11 protein-coding genes are annotated in these 15,988 nt (G+C 69.9%); 9 read left to right on the top strand and 2 right to left on the bottom strand.

From position 1 onward, the window contains the following. Positions 1–612: 612 nt before the first annotated feature. The 4 genes from frc to ACFVYF_RS17785 all read left to right on the top strand — a co-directional run bounded on the left by frc (position 613) and on the right by ACFVYF_RS17785 (position 6,432). Positions 613–1,842 (top strand): formyl-CoA transferase, encoded by a 1,230-nt coding sequence (frc, locus tag ACFVYF_RS17800; RefSeq protein ID WP_389456282.1) that lies wholly within the window; start codon positions 613–615, stop codon positions 1,840–1,842. 269 nt (positions 1,843–2,111) lie between these two features. Then, positions 2,112–4,406, top strand: coding sequence for an FdhF/YdeP family oxidoreductase (locus tag ACFVYF_RS17795; RefSeq protein WP_389456280.1), 2,295 nt, complete (start codon positions 2,112–2,114; stop codon positions 4,404–4,406). A 317-nt stretch (positions 4,407–4,723) separates the two neighbouring features. Continuing rightward, on the top strand, positions 4,724–5,275 hold the full coding sequence (locus ACFVYF_RS17790; RefSeq protein WP_389456278.1) for a beta-class carbonic anhydrase: 552 nt from the start codon (positions 4,724–4,726) through the stop codon (positions 5,273–5,275). A gap of 350 nt (positions 5,276–5,625) precedes the next feature. Further along, entirely contained in the window at positions 5,626–6,432 is an 807-nt protein-coding gene (locus ACFVYF_RS17785; RefSeq protein ID WP_389456276.1) for an acyl-CoA dehydrogenase family protein, read from the top strand. Between the two features lie 130 nt (positions 6,433–6,562). Here the strand turns inward: ACFVYF_RS17785 and ACFVYF_RS17780 are convergent, their stop codons facing one another. After that, positions 6,563–7,252 carry a GntR family transcriptional regulator gene (locus tag ACFVYF_RS17780; RefSeq protein ID WP_389456275.1) on the bottom strand — a complete coding sequence of 230 codons (690 nt, stop codon included), beginning with the start codon at positions 7,250–7,252 and terminating at the stop codon, positions 6,563–6,565. Positions 7,253–7,556: 304 nt separating this feature from the next. Here ACFVYF_RS17780 and ACFVYF_RS17775 point away from each other — a divergent pair, with 304 nt between their 5' ends. From ACFVYF_RS17775 to ACFVYF_RS17755, 5 genes are all read left to right on the top strand, one after another. After that, the gene (locus ACFVYF_RS17775; RefSeq protein WP_389456273.1) at positions 7,557–8,036 is read left to right on the top strand and encodes an NAD(P)H-dependent oxidoreductase subunit E; all 480 of its coding nucleotides are present in this window, start codon (positions 7,557–7,559) and stop codon (positions 8,034–8,036) included. Continuing rightward, a complete protein-coding gene (locus ACFVYF_RS17770) occupies positions 8,033–9,646 on the top strand; it encodes a formate dehydrogenase beta subunit (RefSeq protein WP_389456271.1) in 1,614 nt (537 codons plus the stop codon). Before ACFVYF_RS17775 ends, ACFVYF_RS17770 begins: the two co-directional genes overlap by 4 nt. Continuing rightward, positions 9,643–12,462, top strand: coding sequence for a formate dehydrogenase subunit alpha (gene fdhF / locus ACFVYF_RS17765; RefSeq protein ID WP_389456269.1), 2,820 nt, complete (start codon positions 9,643–9,645; stop codon positions 12,460–12,462). The genes ACFVYF_RS17770 and fdhF overlap by 4 nt, the downstream gene beginning before the upstream one ends. Then, entirely contained in the window at positions 12,459–12,671 is a 213-nt protein-coding gene (locus ACFVYF_RS17760) for a formate dehydrogenase subunit delta (RefSeq protein WP_389456267.1), read from the top strand. The genes fdhF and ACFVYF_RS17760 overlap by 4 nt, the downstream gene beginning before the upstream one ends. Positions 12,672–13,227: 556 nt before the next feature. After that, complete coding sequence (locus ACFVYF_RS17755; protein WP_389456265.1) at positions 13,228–14,652, top strand: OFA family MFS transporter; 1,425 nt, start codon at positions 13,228–13,230, stop codon at positions 14,650–14,652. A gap of 280 nt (positions 14,653–14,932) precedes the next feature. Here ACFVYF_RS17755 and moaA read toward each other — a convergent pair whose 3' ends face one another. Further along, on the bottom strand, positions 14,933–15,922 hold the full coding sequence (moaA, locus tag ACFVYF_RS17750) for a GTP 3',8-cyclase MoaA (RefSeq protein WP_389456779.1): 990 nt from the start codon (positions 15,920–15,922) through the stop codon (positions 14,933–14,935). Positions 15,923–15,988 lie beyond the last annotated feature (66 nt).

The following is a 15,988-nucleotide window of genomic DNA, read 5'->3' as shown; positions in this document are numbered from 1 at the left end:
CGGACCTGCACGGAATGGCGGGCGAGGGGGAGGGGGGAGGCTTGCCGCAGGTTCGTCCGTGTTTGCCTGACAGATTATTTGCAGGCCCAAAGATCAGCCACGGGCCTGGGTGGCTGCTGAACGCCGTCGTCAGGCTGAACGCGTCCTTGCGTTCATCATCCTGAACGAGCGATTCGGTGGGGATGCTGAATCAACCGAGGTACCAATTCAACTGGCGTCCCTGGGGGCGAGTCAAGGGTCTAGACCAGATGCGTGAATGGTCGGGAGTGGGGTGACTTGCATTCTTCGGTCCGGTTATACGTCATCGCGCGGGCACGGGTCGTCGCGTGTACAGCCCAGGGCGACCCCCGGCGGCCCCCGGTGCGAAATCTTCCCGGCGCCCCCTGGACATCCCTGGCGTCTGCCGCGACCATGAAGGCAACTCCATACGGTATGCAATCTACAATCGAAGGAATCGGGGGCCCGGACGTCGTCGCGGTGCGCCAGGCGTGACCGCGAGCGCGGCGGCGTCCGGCCTCGTGCGTCAAGACGTGGAGTCATCAAGGTGCGCGTCGACCAGGACGCCCACGCCCCGGAACCGTCAACCGGACGACGTACAAAGAGGTGGCGATCATGACGAAGGCTCTAGAAGGTGTGCGCGTCCTCGATATGACGCATGTGCAGTCCGGCCCGTCCGCGACGCAGATCCTCGCGTGGCTCGGAGCCGATGTGGTCAAGGTGGAGGCGCCGACCGGGGACATCACGCGCAAGCAGCTGCGCGACCTCCCGGACGTCGACAGCCTCTACTTCACGATGCTCAACAGCAACAAACGCAGTGTCACCCTGAACACCAAGACCGAGCGCGGCAAGGAGATCCTGACCGAGCTGATCCGCCGCTCCGACGTCATGGTCGAGAACTTCGCGCCGGGGGCGGTGGACCGTATGGGCTTCACCTGGGACCGGATCCAGGAGATCAACCCGCGGATCGTGTACGCCTCCATCAAGGGCTTCGGGGAAGGCCCTTACACCAACTTCAAGGCGTACGAGGTCGTCGCCCAGGCCATGGGCGGGTCGATGGCCACCACCGGCTTCGAGGACGGACCGCCCCTCGCCACCGGCGCACAGATCGGCGACTCCGGCACCGGGATGCACGCCGTCGCCGGCATCCTCGCCGCCCTCTTCCAGCGCACTCACACCGGCCGCGGCCAGCGCGTGAACGTCGCGATGCAGCACGCCGTGCTCAATCTCTGCCGGGTGAAGCTGCGCGACCAGCAGCGACTCGCCCACGGTCCGCTCGCGGAGTTCCCGAACGAGGACTTCGGGGACGAGGTGCCGCGCTCCGGCAACGCGTCCGGCGGCGGTCAGCCCGGCTGGGCGGTCAGGTGCGCACCAGGCGGCCCGAACGACTACGTGTACGTCATCGTCCAGCCCGTCGGCTGGCAGCCGATCACCGAACTCATCGGCCGGCCCGAACTCGCGGCCGACCCCGAATGGGCCACCCCCGAAGCCCGGCTCCCCAAACTCGGCAAGATGTTCCAGCTCATCGAGGAATGGACCAGCACCCTCCCCAAATGGCGGGTGCTGGAGTTGCTCAACGGCCACAACATCCCGTGCGGTCCCGTGCTGTCCACGAAGGAGATCATCGAGGACGCCTCCCTCGCCGCCAACGAGATCGTCGTCAAGGTGGAGCACCCCGAGCGCGGGTCGTACATCACGGTCGGCAACCCGCTGAAGCTCTCCGACTCCCCGGTCGAGGTGACGAGCTCCCCCCTGCTCGGCGAGCACAACGAAGAGATCTACCTCGGTGAGCTCGGCCTCTCCGGCGACGAGCTGCCGCTGCTCAAGGCGCAGGGTGTGATCTGACCGCAGACGCCGCACACCCCACCCACTCCGTCCCGGGCGCGACGCAACCCGTCGCCCCCGGGACGGCTCCATGTCCGGCGCCGTCCGGGGCGCCACGGCTTTGATAGGCGCCGTTTATCACGTGGAAGTTGATCGCTCTTTGACTACGCCCGACGGACTGTCCGAAGCTGATCTCGGAGCGGGAGTTCGTGCCCGCAGGCACGTCTGAGAACAGTGCTGCCTTCCCGGCCGTCGGGGCGGGAGCGGCAGAAAGGCACAGGCCACAGAACATGAGCACCATCGAGGACCCCACAGAGGACCAGCTGGAGGTCACTCCGCCCAAGACCTGGGCGACCGGACTGCCCGCGGTCACCCACGCGATCCAGTACTCCCTGGGCCAGACCACGGTCCGGCGGACGGCACTGACCCTGCTGAACATCAACCAGCCCAAGGGCTTCGACTGCCCCGGCTGTGCCTGGCCGGAGCCCGCCGCGGGCCACCGCGCCAAGAACGAGTACTGCGAGAACGGCGCCAAGCACATCAACGACGAGGCGACCTCGCGCCGGGTCACCGCCGACTTCTTCCGGACGCACTCCATCGCGGAGCTGGGCGAGAAGTCCGACTACTGGCTCAACCAGCAGGGCCGGCTGACCGAGCCCATGGTCAAGCGTCCCGGCTCGGACCACTACGAGCCGCTCGGCTGGGACGAGGCGTTCGGCCTGCTCGCCGAGGAACTGCGCCGGCTCGACTCGCCCGACGAGGCCCTCTTCTACACCTCGGGCCGGCTGAACAACGAGGCCGCGTTCCTCCTCCAGCTCTTCGCCCGGGCCTTCGGCACGAACAACCTGCCCGACTGCAGCAACATGTGCCACGAGTCCAGCGGCTCCGCGCTGATGGAGACGCTCGGCATCGGCAAGGGCAGCGTCAGCCTGGACGACATCCACCACGCCGACCTGATCTTCGTCGTCGGCCAGAACCCGGGGACCAACCACCCGCGGATGCTGTCGGCGCTGGAGGAGACCAAGCGCAACGGCGGCCGGATCGTTGCCGTGAACCCGCTGCCCGAGGCCGGGCTGATCCGGTTCAAGCACCCGCAGAAGGCCCGCGGCATCGTGGGCCGCGGTACGGCCATCGCCGACCAGTTCCTGCAGATCCGCCCCGGTGGCGATCTCGCGCTCTTCCAGGCGCTGAACCTGCTGCTCCTGGAGGCGGAGGACGCCCGCCCGGGCACGGTCCTCGACCACGGGTTCATCGAGGCGCACACGACGGGATTCACCGAGTTCGCCGAGCAGGCCCGGAAGGTGGCCTGGGAGGACGTCCTCACCGCCACCGGGCTGACCCGCGAGGAGATCGAGGCGGTCGCCGAGAAGGTGCTGGGCAGCGAGAAGATCATCGTCTGCTGGGCGATGGGGCTGACGCAGCAGAAGCACGCCGTTCCCACCATCCGCGAGGTCGTCAACTTCCTGATGGTGCGCGGCAACATCGGCAGGCCCGGCGCGGGCGTCTGCCCCGTGCGCGGCCACAGCAATGTGCAGGGCGACCGGACCATGGGCATCTGGGAGCGGATGCCGCAGACCTTCCTGGACGCCCTGGAGCGGGAGTTCGCCTTCACCCCGCCCACCGAGCACGGCCTCGACTCCGTCGACGCCATCCGTGCCATGCGGGACGGCCGGGCCAAGGTCTTCCTCGGGGTCGCCGGCAACTTCGTCCGCGCCACGCCCGACAGCGATGTCACCGAGCGGGCGATGCGACGGTGCCGGCTGACCGCGCACATCTCCACCAAGCTCAACCGCTCCCACACCGTCTGCGGTGAGACCGCACTGATCCTGCCCACGCTGGGCCGCAGCGACCGGGACATCCAGGAGTCGGGCGAGCAGTTCATCACCGTCGAGGACTCGATGAGCGAGGTGCACGCCTCCCGCGGCCGGCTGGAGCCCGCCTCCCCGCACCTGCTCAGCGAGGTGGCGATCATCTCGCGGCTGGCCCGGCGGACGCTGGACGGGAACCCGTCCATCCCGTGGGAGAAGTTCGAGGCGGACTACGGCACGATCCGGGACCGGATCTCCCGCGTCGTACCGGGCTTCGAGGACTTCAGCGTCCGGGTGGACCGGCCGGGCGGTTTCCGGCTGCCCAACCCGGTGAACGAGGGGGTGTTCCCGACGGCGAGCGGCAAGGCCGTCTTCACCTGCAACGACTTCGAGATGCTGAGCGCGCCCGCCGGGCACCTGGTGCTCCAGACCCTGCGCTCCCACGACCAGTGGAACACCATCCCGTACGCCATGAACGACCGCTACCGGGGCATCCACAACGCCCGCCGGGTGGTGCTCGTGAACCCCGTCGACCTCAAGGAGCTCGGGTTCGCCGACCGCGACGAGGTGGACCTGGTGAGTGTGTGGCGCGACGGAGTGGAACGCCGTGCGGAGAAGTTCCGGGTGGTCGCCTATCCCACCACCCCCGGTTCCGCCGCCGCGTACTACCCCGAGACCAACGTCCTGGTCCCGTTGGACAGCGTGGCCGACATCAGCAACACGCCGACGTCGAAGGGCGTGATGGTCCGTCTGGAGCCGGTCGGCGCCGCGGCCTGAGCCGGCGCCCGTGACGTCCTGACCGAGCCGCCCCCGGCAGTCCGCCGGGGGCGGCCGTCGTGCTGCGGGAGTGCGCGGCGGCGTCCGTGGGAAGGGGAAAGCGTCGTACGCGCTCTGGACACGAGACCGGCTCCGCTTCAGAATACTGACTACTCCATACTGTATGCACACCTAGCCGGCGCGCCGGGCGCGAACCGCCTCGGGGCGCGCGGGTCCGATGTCGAACCAGGGCTCGGTCGATTCTCATGCGGCCGACGACAGGCTTTTCTGGATGACCAGTGTCTTTTCGAACTCGACCGGAGTGAGGTAGCCCCAGCATGTCGACATCAGCACACCGCTCTGCGCGGTCCACCGGCGTCACCCTCGGCACGGAGACGGTCATCGACCGCCTCGTGAAGTCCAACCGCGAGTACGCCGCCGGATTCGCCGACCCGGGTATGGGTGCCCGCCCCGTGCTGGGGGTGGCCGTGGTCGCCTGCATGGACGCCCGTATCGACCTGCACGCCGCGCTGGGGCTGGAGTTGGGCGACTGTCACACCATCCGCAACGCGGGGGGTGTGGTCACCGACGACACGATTCGCTCGCTCACGATCAGCCAGCGTGCCCTCAATACCCGCAGCGTCATACTCATCCACCACACCGGCTGCGGCCTGCAGAGCCTCACCGAGGACTTCCGTCACGAGCTGGAACTGGAGGTCGGACAGCGTCCGGCCTGGGCGGTGGAGGCCTTCACCGACGTCGACCAGGACGTACGGCAGTCGATGCAGCGCGTGCGCACGTCCCCCTTCCTGCCGCACACCGATGACGTCCGGGGCTTCGTCTTCGACGTGACGACCGGACTGCTCCGGGAGATCGCCCCGCGGAGCTGAGCGCACTCCGGGCCCCGGGTACGCCGGGCGGCCCGGAGCTGAGCGCACCCCATGCCCCGGGCACGCCGAGCGGCGCCCGGGGCCGAGGGCTGCCCTCATCCGCCACCGCGCACCCGCGAAATCCCCGAATTGCCTCCGCCCATCCTCTGGCGCATTCCGGAAGTCATCTGCATACTGTATGCAATCCCTGGTCGCCCTGCTCCCCGCGGTGTTGAGGCGTCGGACACCGGCAGGACCATCGGCGCGGGGAAAACCGAACCTCCCCGTCCAGGGGAGCGCGAGCACTGCATCCGCTTCAGGCGATCGCCGGCCGACAGCGGACCGGAAACCACTCCCGAGGGGGTCACCCCGTGTCGTACCGCACCGCTCTCTCCGATGTCCTGGACGGCGTCATCTCGCCGGCCGCCGCAACGACCGGCACGGAGGGGAGATTTCCCCGCGGTTCCGTGACGGAACTGGGCCGCGCCGGACTGCTCGGCCTCACCGTCGCCACCGAACTCGGCGGCGGCGGCCTGGGCCTGCCGGACGCGGCCGACGTGGTGACGCAGGTCGCCCGGGTGTGCCCGGCGACCGCTGCCGTACTCCGGTCCCACTACGCGGCGGTCGCCGTCATCGAGTCCCACGGGAACCCGTGGCTCCGGCGTGAGATCGCCGCCGGACGCCATCTCAGCAGCCTCGCGCTGGCCGAGGAGGGCCCCGCCGCGCCGGGCCTGCTGAGCGAACAGGACGCGCAGGCACGGCTCTGGACGTCCCGTGCGGCCGCCGTCCGCTCCGGTGAGGTGGTCGCACTGTGCGCACGTAAGCACCAGGTGACCGCCGCGGGGGAGGCCGACAGCTATGTCTGGTCCTCCCGGCCGCTCGCGGCGCCGGACGGGCTCACGCTCTGGGTGGTGCCCGCCCACGCCCCCGACCTGTTCGTCCCGGCCCGGCCGGACGGCGAGGGGCCGCACGGCAGCGCGACGTCCACGGTCTTCGCCGACCCGGTCCTGATCCCCGCCGACGCGATGCTCGGACCGGACGGCGGAGGGCTCGACATCGTGCTGCGCACCGTACTGCCGTGGCTGCTCGAACTGGGCACCGCCGGTGGGCAGTCCGGGCCGGACGGCACCTCACCCTGGGCCGCCCGTCGGCCCACCGATTCCCTCGCCTCGTCCTGACACCGGCGGGCCGCACATGAGTCGCGGAGACGGGCCGACGGCGGAGGGCGCCCGGCGGCGATGCCGGGGGAAGCGGGCAAGCCGGGGCGTGGGGACGGCGGTTCGCCGTCGGTTCTGCGGCTGTGCCCGGTCAGTCCTGGCCGATGCCGGCGGCGATCTGCTTGCGGTAGAAGTCCGTGGTGTGTTCCGTGTGCGTGCGCATGATCTCGCTGGCACGGTCCGCGTCGCCCTTGGCGATGGCCTTGATCAGCTGGGCGTGTTCGGTCCACGCCTCCTTGCCGCGCGGCTGGGCGATGGGCGTGTAGTACCAGCGCACCTTCTGGCCCACCTGCGAGATCAGCTCGGCCAGGACAGCGTTGTCGGCCACGGCGGTGATGAAGGCGTGCAGCTCGGTGTTGGCCGACACCAGGCGGTCGACGTCGCCCTGGCCGAGCGCGTCGACGCCCGCCTGCTGCAGGACCCAGAGCCGCTCGATGTCCTCGGGCTTCGCGTTCTCGGCGGCGAGCTGGGCCGAGTACGTCTCCAGGACCGCGCGGACGCTGAGCAGTTGGGCCGCTTCCTCCTCGGTGGGGGAGTGGACGAAGGCTCCCTGGGAGGGGCGCAGATCGACCCAGCCGTTGGTCTGGAGCCGCTGCAGCGCTTCACGAACCGGTTGGCGGCTGACGCCCAGGTGCTCGGCGAGCTCGGCCTCGACCAGGTGCTGGCCGGGCTTGAGGGAGCCGCTCACGATCAGCTCGGTCAGGGCGTCGTAGACGGCTTGGCGCAGCGGTGCCGGGCGGGCGACGCGGCGGGTCGCCGCTGCCGTCAGTGCCTCGCGCATGGTTCCCCGATCTGCCGCCGGGCCGGTGGGGCCGACGGCTGTGCCAGTGGTGGCCGCCAAGACGGTCGCCGGCGGCGGGCAGGCTCCAGCATACAGGTTTTCGTATGCAAGACGGCCTGTACTGCGGCGATGTGGCAGGGCTCGGTGGAGCGGCCGGACTGTCCTGACGATCCTCTACAGGCTTCTGTATACAGAAGCCTGTATGGGGTATCGTCGCGTTATCCCGTCGCTGGGAAGGTGAGGCGGCTCCTCTGCGTCGGTCACGGACCCCGCGCATCCGCAGAAGACGGAAGGCGAAGCGATCATGACGACCAGCGGGAGTGATGTGACGGTCGAGAACGTGGTCCGGACGGTCGTGGCTGGTCACCGGGGTCAGCGCGGAGCGCTGCTGCCCGTACTGCACGCCCTTCAGGCCGAGTTGGGGCACGTACCCCAAGAGGCGATTCCGGTGCTCGCCGACGAGTTCAACCTCTCCCGGGCGGACGTCCACGGAGTGGTCACCTTCTACCACGACTTCCGGCGCGAACCGGCGGGGCGCACGACCGTACGGATATGCCGTGCCGAGGCCTGTCAGGCGCTGGGCTCCGAGAGCCTGGTCGGCTACGCCCGCGAGGCCGGACTGACGCTGGGGGAGACGACCCCCGACGGTTCCGTCACCGTCGAGCAGGTCTTCTGCCTCGGCAACTGCGCGCTCGGCCCCTCGGTAGAGGTGAACGGCCGGCTGCACGGACGCGTGGGCACGGCCCGGCTGGGCTCGATCATCAAGGGGGCAGTCTCCTCATGAACGACTTTTCGAACTCCGCGGCGACCATCTACGTACCCCGCGACTCGGCGGCGAGGTCCGTCGGCGCGGACGAGGTCGCGGACGCCCTGCTGCTGGCCGCCACCCGCGGAGAGTTCGAGCTCGACGTGGTGCGCAACGGATCACGCGGCATGCTGTGGCTCGAACCGCTGGTCGAGGTGGCGACCCCGCACGGCCGGGTCGGCTACGGACCGGTCGCCCCCGAGGACATCGAGTCCCTCCTCGCCGCCGGCATGCTCGACGGGGCGGACCATCCACTGCGGCTCGGTGTCGTGGACGAACTGCCCTGGCTGGCGCGCCAGACCCGGGTCACCTTCGCCAGAGTCGGCGTGACCGACCCGCTGTCGCCGGAGGACTACGTGGCGCACGGCGGCCTCGCCGGGCTGCGCGCCGCACTGGAGCTCGCTCCCGCGGACGTGGTCACTGAGGTCACCGAATCCGGACTCCGCGGCCGCGGCGGCGCGGGATTCCCGGCGGGCATCAAGTGGAAGACCGTGCTCGGCTGTCCCGGCGAACTGAAGTTCATCTGCTGCAACGCCGACGAGGGCGACAGCGGGACCTTCGCCGACCGGATGGTCATGGAGGGCGACCCGTTCATGCTCATCGAGGGCATGACGATCGCCGCGCACGCGGTCGGGGCGCGCGAGGGCTACCTCTACATCCGCTCCGAGTATCCGGACGCGGTGGCCACGATGCGTGCCGCGATCGGGATCGCCCGCGAGCAGGGATGGCTCGGCACGGGCATCCTCGGCTCCGCACTCGACTTCGACCTGCATGTACGCGTCGGCGCCGGCGCGTACATCTGCGGCGAGGAGACCTCCATGCTGGAGAGCCTGGAGGGCAAGCGCGGCATGGTCCGCTCGAAGCCGCCGATCCCGGCGATCGAGGGCCTGTTCGGCAAACCGACCGTGGTGAACAACGTGCTCACCCTGGCCACCGTGCCGACGGTACTCGCCCATGGGGCGAAGGCGTACCAGGAGCTGGGCGTCGAGCGTTCGCGGGGCACCCAGGTGTTCCAGCTCGGCGGCAACATCGCACGCGGCGGCATCGTGGAGACGGCGTTCGGCATCACGCTGCGCGAACTCGTCGAGGACTACGGCGGCGGGACCTTCTCCGGCCGCCCGGTGCGCACGGTGCAGGTCGGCGGGCCACTGGGCGCCTACCTCCCGGAGCCGATGTTCGACCTCCCGATGGACTACGAGGCCTTCGCGGCCGCCGGTGCGATGGTCGGCCACGGCGGTCTCGTGGTGTTCGACGACACCGTCGACATGGCCGCACAGGCCCGCTTCGCGATGGAGTTCTGCGCCGAGGAGTCCTGCGGCAAGTGCACGCCGTGCCGCGTCGGTTCGGTGCGCGGCGTCGAAGTGATCGACAAGATCGTGGCCGGTGAGCACCGCGACGAGAACCTCGCCCTGCTCGAAGACCTCTGCGATCTGATGACCGATGGCTCGCTGTGCGCGATGGGCGGTCTGACGCCGATGCCCGTACGCAGTGCCATCACCCACTTTCCCGACGACTTCCTCGGCGGCCGTCGAGACCTGGGGATCCAACCCGTACAGACGACTGGCGCGAGGACGGAGGGCACGGCATGACACTTCTCAAGGAGCCCGACTTCGGTACCCCGGAAAGGCCCGGCGAGGCCACGGTGTCGGTGGAAGTGGACGGGCTGCCGGTAGCCGTCCCCGAAGGTACGTCGGTGATGCGCGCCGCCGCGCTCGCCGGTGTCGACATACCGAAACTGTGCGCCACCGACAGCCTGGAGCCGTTCGGCTCCTGCCGGCTGTGCGTGGTGGAGATCGACGGACGGCGGGGCACCCCGGCGTCCTGCACCACACCGTGCGCCGACGGGATGCAGGTCAGGACGCAGACCCCGAAGGTGGAGAAGCTCCGCCAGGGCGTCATGGAGCTCTACATCTCCGACCATCCGCTGGACTGCCTCACCTGCCCGGCCAACGGCGACTGCGAGCTCCAGGACATGGCCGGCGTGGTGGGGCTGCGGCAGGTCCGCTACGGCTACGAGGGCGAGAACCACCTCGACGCCGAGAAGGACACGTCCAACCCGTACTTCGACTTCGATCCGTCCAAGTGCATCGCCTGCTCCCGCTGCGTGCGGGCCTGCGGCGAGGTGCAGGGCACCTTCGCGCTCACCATCGAGGGGCGCGGCTTCGAGTCCAAGGTCTCGGCGGGCGCCGGCGAGAGCTTCATGGACTCCGAGTGCGTCTCCTGCGGGGCCTGCGTCCAGGCGTGCCCGACGTCGACGCTCCAGGAGAAGTCGGTCGTCGAGCTCGGCATGCCCACCCGGTCGGTGGTCACCACCTGCGCCTACTGCGGTGTCGGCTGCTCCTTCAAGGCCGAGCTGCGCGGCGACGAACTGGTGCGGATGGTGCCGTACAAGGACGGCGGGGCCAACGAGGGCCACTCCTGTGTGAAGGGCCGCTTCGCCTTCGGCTACGCCACGCACCCCGACCGCGTACTCAAGCCCATGGTCCGCGAGAAGATCACCGACCCGTGGCGCGAGGTCGAGTGGGACGAGGCGATCGGCACGGTCGCGCGCAGGATGCGCGAACTCCAGGGCCGGTACGGATCGAGCTCCATCGGCGCGATCACCTCGTCGCGATGCACCAACGAAGAGGTCTACGTCGTACAGAAGATGGTGCGCGCGGCCTTCGGCAACAACAACGTCGACACCTGCGCCCGCGTCTGCCACTCCCCGACGGGATACGGCCTCAAGCAGACCTTCGGCGAGTCGGCCGGCACGCAGGACTTCCGGTCGGTGGCCGAGGCCGACGTGATCATGGTGATCGGCGCGAATCCCACGGACGGACACCCGGTGTTCGCCTCGCGGATGAAGCGCCGGCTGCGCGAGGGCGCGAAGCTCATCGTGGTCGACCCGCGCCGCATCGACCTGGTGCGCTCCCCGCACATCGAGGCCCAGCACCACCTCCAGCTGAGGCCGAGCACCAACGTCGCCGTGGTCAACGCCATGGCGCACGTGGTGGTCACCGAGGGGCTGGTCGACCGGTCCTTCGTGGACCAGCGGTGCGAGGGGTTCGACGACTGGGAGGAGTTCATCGCCCGGCCGGAGAACAGCCCGGAGGCGGTCGAGCCGATCACCGGTGTGCCGGCCGGGGAACTGCGGGCCGCGGCCCGGCTGTACGCCGAGGCACCCAACGGGGCCATCTATTACGGCCTCGGGGTCACCGAGCACAGCCAGGGCTCGACCATGGTCATGGGGATGGCCAACCTCGCGATGGCGTGCGGCAACATCGGCCGTGACGGCGTCGGGGTGAACCCGCTGCGGGGCCAGAACAATGTGCAGGGCTCCTGCGACATGGGCTCGTTCCCGCACGAACTGCCCGGCTACCGGCACGTCTCCGACGACGCCGTGCGCCATGTGTTCGAGAACCTGTGGGGCGGCACCCTCCTCGCCGAGCCCGGACTCCGGATCCCCAACATGTTCGACGCGGCGATCGACGGGACCTTCCGCGGGCTGTTCGTGCACGGCGAGGACATCGCCCAGTCCGACCCCAACCTCAAGCACGTCACCGCGGCGCTGGAGGCCATGGAACTGGTCGTGGTCCAGGACCTGTTCCTGAACGAGACGGCCAAGTTCGCCCATGTCTTCCTGCCCGGCGCCTCCTTCCTGGAGAAGGACGGCACGTTCACCAACGCCGAGCGCCGGATCAACCGGGTGCGCGCGGTGATGAAGCCGAAGACGGGCAAGCACGAGTGGCAGATCGTGAGCGAGATCGCCACCGCCATGGGTTACGCCATGTCGTACGACCACCCGAGCCAGATCATGGACGAGATCGCCTCGGTCACGCCCACCTTCACCGGTGTCTCCTTCGAGGTGCTGGACAAGCTCGGCAGCGTCCAGTGGCCCTGCAACGAGTCGGCTCCGGAGGGGACTCCGGTCATGCACGTGGACGAGTTCGTCCGCGGCAAGGGCAGGTTCGTGGTCACTTCCTTCGTCCCGACGGCCGAGCGCAGCACCCGGCGCTACCCGCTGGTCCTGACCACGGGACGCATCCTCAGCCAGTACAACGTCGGTGCCCAGACCCGCCGCACCGGCAATGTCGCCTGGCACCCCGAGGACATCCTGGAGCTGCACCCGCACGACGCGGAGGTGCGCGGCATCACCGACGGCGCCATGGTGACGCTGGCCAGCCGGGTCGGGCGGACGACGCTGCGCGCGGAGATCTCCGACCGCATGCCGACCGGGGTCGTGTACACGACCTTCCACCACCCCGTCACCGGCGCCAACGTGGTGACCACGGAGAACTCGGACTGGGCGACCAACTGCCCCGAGTACAAGGTGACCGCCGTGCAGGTCGCGCTCGCCCGCCCGGGCCGGCCCGATGACGCGGAGATCACCGAGGACGCCCTGGTCGCGGTGGTGGACCGATGACAGCCACCGTGCCGGCGGAATGCCGGATGGCGAACGACATCGCCAGGAACCTGGCGTACCTGCCCGCCGATCAGGCCGCCGAGGCGATCGCGGGGCACATCCAGCGGTTCTGGGACCCGCGGATGCGCAGCAGGCTGTCCGGCTTCGTGGAGGCCGGAGCGGACGGACTGGACCCCTTGGTGGTCGCCGCGGTCGCCCGTCTGCCCTGACGGCAGCGCAGGTCTTCACCCGGGCCCGGATCCCCATCCGGGCCCGGTACCCGGCTGAAGCCGGCCGTGTGGCCGGCCGCCCGGTCCTTCAGGCCCGTGCCCGTGCGCCGTCACCTCCTTGGCTCGAGGAGGTGACGGCCAACGGGCGCGGGCCTGCGCGCGTCCGGCCTCCTGCGCCGTACTGGACCACTCGTGGACCCGCCGGCCGTGGTGCACCCCTGACCCGGCAAGGCGCCTCGGCGACCCCTGCGCGGCTTCGTATACGACCGCTGCGGTGCAGCTGGGTAGACGTGGGTCCGCCGGCGCGGGTAATGCGCTAGTCAATCTTCCTGACATCCTCTGGACATCTACTTTCCCGACTCCATACCGTATGCAATCTCCAGTATGGGAGCTGGAGGCGTGAGGACTCGGTACCGCCCGCCTCACCGCCTGTGCGTCGTCAGGGTCCGGGTTGCCGCTCTGGACCCCGGCAGCCCGACAAGGCGCACTGCCCACCGCATGAAGAGAAGGGCACAGGGAGCGCACGCCAAACTCTTTTCAGGCAAGGGAAGGCAACATGTCAGCAATACCTGAGGCGACTCCCGTTCCCTATCGGGAAGTCACCGACGCGAACGGCCGCGTGTACCGGGTCGGGGAGAGCGACCGTTCCATCCTGGGCAGGCCCCGGGCCTGGATGGTCTGGCTCCCGTGGTTCGCGATGATGGGTGTCAGTGTCTTCGAGTACGGCTACAGCTCCGCCGAGTCGACGCTGGAGAGCGTCCACGGCTGGACGCTGACGGAGGCGTTCTGGATCGCGAGCATCTGGGCCGTCTTCCAGGCCGGGGTGGCCTTCCCCGCCGGCCGGCTGCGGGAGAAGGGGGTCGTGTCGGCGAAGACCGCCATGCTCACCGGCGCAGTTCTCTCCGGCCTCGGCATGGCGTCCCTCGCCCACTTCGGGAACCCCGCGATCGTGATCATCGGCTACTCGGTGCTGGGCGGCACCGGCGCGGGCCTGGTCTACGCGACCTGTATCAACATGGTCGGCAAGTGGTACCCGGACAACAAGGGAGCCCGTACCGGCTTCGTCAACGGCGGCTTCGCCTACGGCACGCTGCCGTTCATCTTCGTCTTCAGCTACTGGTTCCACCCCGGCAACTTCAAGCTGGTGCTCGACCTGATCGCCCTGTTCATGGTGGCCGTCGTGGCTGTCTGCGGCATGTTCTTCAAGGACCCGCCGAAGAGCTGGTGGCCGGACGACGTCGACCCGCTGAACCGCGGGACGACCGAGGACGCGGCGCGCACCGCCAAGCGCCTGGCCAAAAACCCGCCGGCCGTGCGCCAGTTCACGCCGATGGAGGCGATCAGGACCGGACAGCTGCCGCTGATGTGGTTCGCCCTGGTGTGCATCGGCGGAGTCTCGCTCTTCGGCATCAACTTCCAGGTCCCGTTCGCCAAGAGCCTCGGCTTCGGGCCGCTGGTGGCCGCGTCCTCGGCCGGTGTGCTCGCCGTGGTCAACGGCGTCGGCCGGGCGGCCGTGGGCTGGCTGTCCGACACCCTGGGCCGACGGCAGACGCTGACGCTGGTCCTGCTGGTGGCGGGCGTGGCGCAGTTCGGCGTCCTGTGGTCGGGCAACGCCCACAACGAGCCGCTCTTCCTGTTCTTCGCCTTCCTCAACGGATTCGGCGGCGGCGCCTTCTATCCGCTGTTCGCCGCGCTCGTACCGGACTACTTCGGAGAGAACAACAACGCGCAGAACTACGGCCTGGTCTACAGCGCCAAACTCGTCGGTGGTGTGGGCGGCGGTGGTGTGGCCGCCTCGGTGATCAGCGCCTGGGGCTACACCGGCGGCTACAGCCTGGCCGGAGGCATCGCCTTCCTCTCCGCGCTGATCACGATGTTCCTGCGACAGCCGGGCAGGTCGGGCAGGTCGGGCAAGGCCGGCAAGGCCGGTCCGGAGACCGGCGGCCGGCCCGAGCTGGCCGCGGTCGACGCGACCGGCTGAGCGGTCCGCCCCGGGGCCGCCTGGCCGACGCCCCCTGAACCGTGCGCGGGCGAACGGACTCAGGCTCGGTACAGCGGCAGTTCCGCGCCGGGTCGTCCGCGGCACGGGGCGAGGCCGGCCGGTGGGATGCGCTTCCTGCTCCGGCCGGCCTCGCCCAACTCCTCGTCCATCAAGCCTTCTTGCCGTTCCGGCCGTTGCGGCTGTGCGCGTTTCCCCTTTCGTCCGGTCCGGGTGCCGGCGCTGGCACCCGGACCGGGCCTCGTCGTGTCCGGCCGCGGAGTCAGCCGCCGATCGCGGACATCGGGCGCCGGGGCCGGCGGAAGGACGGGCCGTCGAGCCCGGAACCGGCGCCCTTTCCCCACATCGCGTCCCGCCACAGCTCGGCGATGCGCTCGTCCGGCGCACCGGAGCGCAGGGCCGCGCGCAGATCGGACTCCTCGTGGGCGAAGAGACAGGTGCGGACCTGGCCGTCGGCGGTGAGGCGGGTGCGGTCGCAGGCTCGGCAGAACGGCCGGGTCACCGAGGCGATCACCCCCACCCGGGCCGGTCCGCCGTCGACCAGCCAGCGTTCGGCGGGCGCGGAGCCGCGGGCCGACACGACCTCGGGAGTGAGGGCGAAGCGGGCCGAGAGCCGGTCGAGGATCTCGGCCGCGGTGACCATGTCCTCGCGCTGCCAGCCGTGCTGGGCGTCGAGTGGCATCTGCTCGATGAAGCGCAGCTCGTAGCCGTGCTCGAGGGCCCAGCCGAGGAGGGCGGGGCCCTCGTCGTCGTTGACGCCCCGCATGAGGACCGCGTTGACCTTGACCGGGGTGAGGCCCGCCTCGCGGGCCGCGGTGAGACCGGCGAGGACGTCGTGGTGCCGGTCGCGGCGGGTGAGGGTGCGGAAGACCTCGGGGCGCAGGGTGTCCAGGGAGACATTGACCCGGTCCAGGCCCGCGGCGCGCAGCGCTCCGGCGGTGCGGGCCAGGCCGATGCCGTTGGTGGTGAGGGAGAGCCGGGGGCGGGGGCCGAGGGCCGCGCACCGCTCGACGATGCCCACCAGGCCTGGGCGGAGCAGCGGCTCGCCGCCGGTGAACCGGACCTCGGTGACGCCCAGCCGCGTCACCGCGACCGAGACCAGGCGGACGATCTCGTCGTCGGTGAGCAACTCCGGCTTGGGCAGCCATCGCAGGCCCTCCTCCGGCATGCAGTACGTGCACCGCAGATTGCACCGGTCGGTCAGTGAGACCCGCAGGTCCGTGGCGGTCCGGCCATGGGTGTCGAGCAGCACGGTGTGCCCCTTTCGCGTGGAGCGGCAGCGCTGGGGCGGGGTGGAACAGCAGCTGCTGTTCCACCC

Origin of the sequence: Streptomyces sp. NPDC058274, assembly GCF_042881375.1 — a bacterium.
In the GTDB taxonomy this organism is placed as follows: Bacteria; Actinomycetota; Actinomycetes; order Streptomycetales; family Streptomycetaceae; genus Streptomyces.
Note: the sequence above shows the minus strand (reverse complement) of the source record. Positions and strands in the feature narration are given on the sequence as shown.

What these genes read in the sequence shown, in the direction of transcription:
- frc (WP_389456282.1), top strand. Translation starts at nt 613, where the DNA reads ATGACGAAGGCTCTAGAAGGTGTGCGCGTCCTCGATATGACGCATGTG.
- ACFVYF_RS17795 (WP_389456280.1), top strand. Translation starts at nt 2,112, where the DNA reads ATGAGCACCATCGAGGACCCCACAGAGGACCAGCTGGAGGTCACTCCG.
- ACFVYF_RS17790 (WP_389456278.1), top strand. Translation starts at nt 4,724, where the DNA reads ATGTCGACATCAGCACACCGCTCTGCGCGGTCCACCGGCGTCACCCTC.
- ACFVYF_RS17780 (WP_389456275.1), bottom strand. Translation starts at nt 7,252, where the DNA reads ATGCGCGAGGCACTGACGGCAGCGGCGACCCGCCGCGTCGCCCGCCCG.
- ACFVYF_RS17775 (WP_389456273.1), top strand. Translation starts at nt 7,557, where the DNA reads ATGACGACCAGCGGGAGTGATGTGACGGTCGAGAACGTGGTCCGGACG.
- ACFVYF_RS17770 (WP_389456271.1), top strand. Translation starts at nt 8,033, where the DNA reads ATGAACGACTTTTCGAACTCCGCGGCGACCATCTACGTACCCCGCGAC.
- fdhF (WP_389456269.1), top strand. Translation starts at nt 9,643, where the DNA reads ATGACACTTCTCAAGGAGCCCGACTTCGGTACCCCGGAAAGGCCCGGC.
- ACFVYF_RS17760 (WP_389456267.1), top strand. Translation starts at nt 12,459, where the DNA reads ATGACAGCCACCGTGCCGGCGGAATGCCGGATGGCGAACGACATCGCC.
- ACFVYF_RS17755 (WP_389456265.1), top strand. Translation starts at nt 13,228, where the DNA reads ATGTCAGCAATACCTGAGGCGACTCCCGTTCCCTATCGGGAAGTCACC.